Below are 2774 nucleotides of genomic sequence, written 5' to 3' on the forward strand. Positions count from 1 at the left end.
GACCACCCGGGGCTCCGGGTGCTGATGCGGGGTGCGGCCCCGCTCGCGGCTCCCGGTGCGGGGCTACTCGCTCTTGATGGCGCTCAGGATGTCCGTCCGGGCGGCCCGGCGGGCCGGCCAGAGGGCGGCGAGCAGGCCGATCAGGGCGGCAGCGAGCAGGAAGACCAGCACCTGGACCGGCGGGATCACCGTGGTGATGTTCCGGAAGCTGTCCGTGAGCGTGCGGATGCCCGCCCAGGCCGTGACGATGCCCAGCAGGACGCCGACCACACCGCCGAACAGGGCGATCACCAGCGACTCCAGCCGGACCATCCGGCCGATGCCGCGGCGGTCCAGGCCGATCGCCCGCAGCATGCCGATCTCGCGCCGGCGCTCGAACACCGACATCGCCATGGTGTTGACGACGCCGAGCACCGCGATCACCACGGACATGCCGAGCAGCCCGTACATGATGGTGAGGACGGCGGTGACCATCTGGCGGTTCTCCGCCTTGACGTCCTTCTCGCCCTTGACCGCGATCAGCGGGTTGCCGCCGGTGGCATCGCGCAGCGCCTGCTTCAGCTTGGCGTCCGCGCCGTTGGCGCCCTTGACCAGCACCTTGTCCAGGCCGGTGCCGGCCGAGGCGTGCGGGCCGACTACGGCGTCCGGGGCGACCAGCCCGGTCAGCCCGGAGTCGGCCTCCAGCAGGCCGCCGACCACCAGTGAACCCTGGGTTCCGTCCGGGTAGGTGACGGCCAGGGTGGAGCCGACCTTGAGGCCGATGCTCTGGGCGCGGCCGGCGGTGATCAGCAGCTTGCCCTGCTGGAGCGCGTCGGCCGCGCCCTCCTTCACCTTGAGGGTGGCCAGCCGGTCGATGGTGTTCGCGTCCACGCCGGTCAGCCACTCGGTGTCGCCGTCGGCGCCGGTCTCCACCGGGACGTGGCGCACCACGCTCATCGCGGTGACGCCGGGGGCGCGGGCGATCTGGGTGGCGACCTCGGGGGAGAGCATCGAGAAGTTCTGCATGGCGACGGTGTAGTCGGCCTTCAGGTCGCTCGCGGTGGCCTCGTCCACGGCCTTGTTCACCGAGGCGCCGACCACGGTCAGCGCGGTGATCAGGGTGACGCCGATGGTGAGCGCCGAGGCGGTGGCGGCGGTGCGGCGCGGGTTGCGGACGGCGTTCTCCCGGGCCAGCTTGCCCGGCGTCCCGTACAGCTTGCGCAGCAGCGGGGCGAACAGGGCGATCAGCGGCCGGGAGAGCAGCGGGGTCAGCACGAACACGCCGATCAGCAGCGCGCCGGCGCCGAGGCCGACCAGCTTGACCTCCTTGTCGGCCGATCCGGCCAGCAGGCCGCCGACGCCGGCCGCGGCGAACAGCAGGCCGATCGCGTTGCGCACCCGCAGGCTCTTCTGGGTGGCCGGCTGCTCGACCGAGCTCATCGCCGCGACGGGGGCGATCCGGGAGGCCCGGCGGGCCGGCAGCCAGGCGGCCAGCACGGTCACCGCGACGCCGACGCCGATGGCGGTGAGCACCGTGGACGGGCCGATCACCAGCGGGCCGTCCGGCAGGTTGGCCTCCAGCGGGCCGTTCAGCAGCGCGCGCAGGCCGGCGGCGATGCCGACACCCGCGACGAGGCCGGCCACCGAGGCGCTCAGGCCGACCGCCAGGGCCTCCAGCAGCACGGAGCGGGTGATCTGCTTGCGGCTGGCGCCGACGGCGCGCAGCAGCGCGAGTTCCCGGGTGCGCTGGGCGACCAGCATGGTGAAGGTGTTGGCGATGATGAAGACGCCGACGAAGAGCGCGATGCCGGCGAAGACCAGCAGGGCGCTGCTCATGCCCTTGGTGCCCGCCTCGATCATCCGGTCCTGCTCGGCGGCGAGGTCGCGGCCGGTCCGCGCCTCGATCGCCTCGCCCTGCGGGACGGCCTGCTTGACGGCGGTGAGCAGCGCGGTGTCGTCGGCGCCGGGCTTGCCCTTGACGTCGATCTCGGCGAAGCGGCCGGGGGAGAGGTAGAGCTGCTGGGCGGTCGCGGTGTCGAAGGCGGCGAGCGAGCCGCCGGAGACGACGCGCGGGTCGTTGGTGCGCAGGGTGCCGGTGAGCTTCAGCTCCATCACCGGGCCGTTGACGGCGACCCGGACGGTGTCGCCGACCCGGTAGCCGCCCTTCTCGGCGGTCTTCCGGTCGAGCGCGATCTCCTTGGCGTTCTTCGGGCCCTGGCCCTCGACCAGCGGGTACCGCGGGTCGGTGCCGTCCGCGCCGGGGACGTAGTTGGTGCCGGTGGTGGAGAACCCGTTGCCGATCAGTGCGCCCTTGCGGTCGGCGATGCCGGCGAAGCCGCTGACCACGCCGCGAGCCTCGGCGGCACCCGGCAGGGCGGCGAGCGCCTTGCGGGTGTCCTCGGTGAGGGCCGGCCCGCCGGCGGTCCTGCCGCCGTGGTCGTAGCCCTTGCCGACGGCGCCGCGGTCGCTGACCGTGACGGCGATGTCGGTGTAGCTCTTGGCGCTCTGGGAGCGCAGCGCGTTGCCGAGGGTGTCCGTGAAGACGAGGGTGCCCGCCACGAAGGCGGTGCCGAGCATGACGGCGAGGGCCGTCATGAGCAGTCGGCCCTTGTGGGCCAGCACGTTGCGCAGTGCGGTGCGGTACATGAGGGGGTGTCAGTCCTGGGAGGTCGGGTGGTGTCGGCCGGTTCGAGCGGGCGCGGTCAGCTGGTGCGGCCCTTGGCGTCGAAGCGGCGCATGCGGTCCAGGACGGTGTCGGCGGTGGGGTGGAGGAGCTCGTCGACGATGCGGCCGTC

General features: G+C 73.2%; 1 protein-coding gene and 1 pseudogene. Both read right to left on the reverse strand.

Going from position 1 to position 2774, the window contains the following annotated elements:
* Positions 1-63 precede the first annotated feature (63 nt).
* A complete protein-coding gene (locus ACFVHB_RS40055; protein ID WP_380332909.1) occupies positions 64-2625 on the reverse strand; it encodes an ABC transporter permease in 2562 nt (853 codons plus the stop codon).
* Positions 2626-2681: 56 nt separating this feature from the next.
* Positions 2682-2774 (reverse strand): annotated as a pseudogene (locus ACFVHB_RS40060) (ABC transporter ATP-binding protein); the annotation flags it as partial.

The sequence above is a fragment of the Kitasatospora sp. NPDC127111 genome, assembly GCF_042677465.1.
Classification (GTDB): domain Bacteria; phylum Actinomycetota; class Actinomycetes; order Streptomycetales; family Streptomycetaceae; genus Kitasatospora.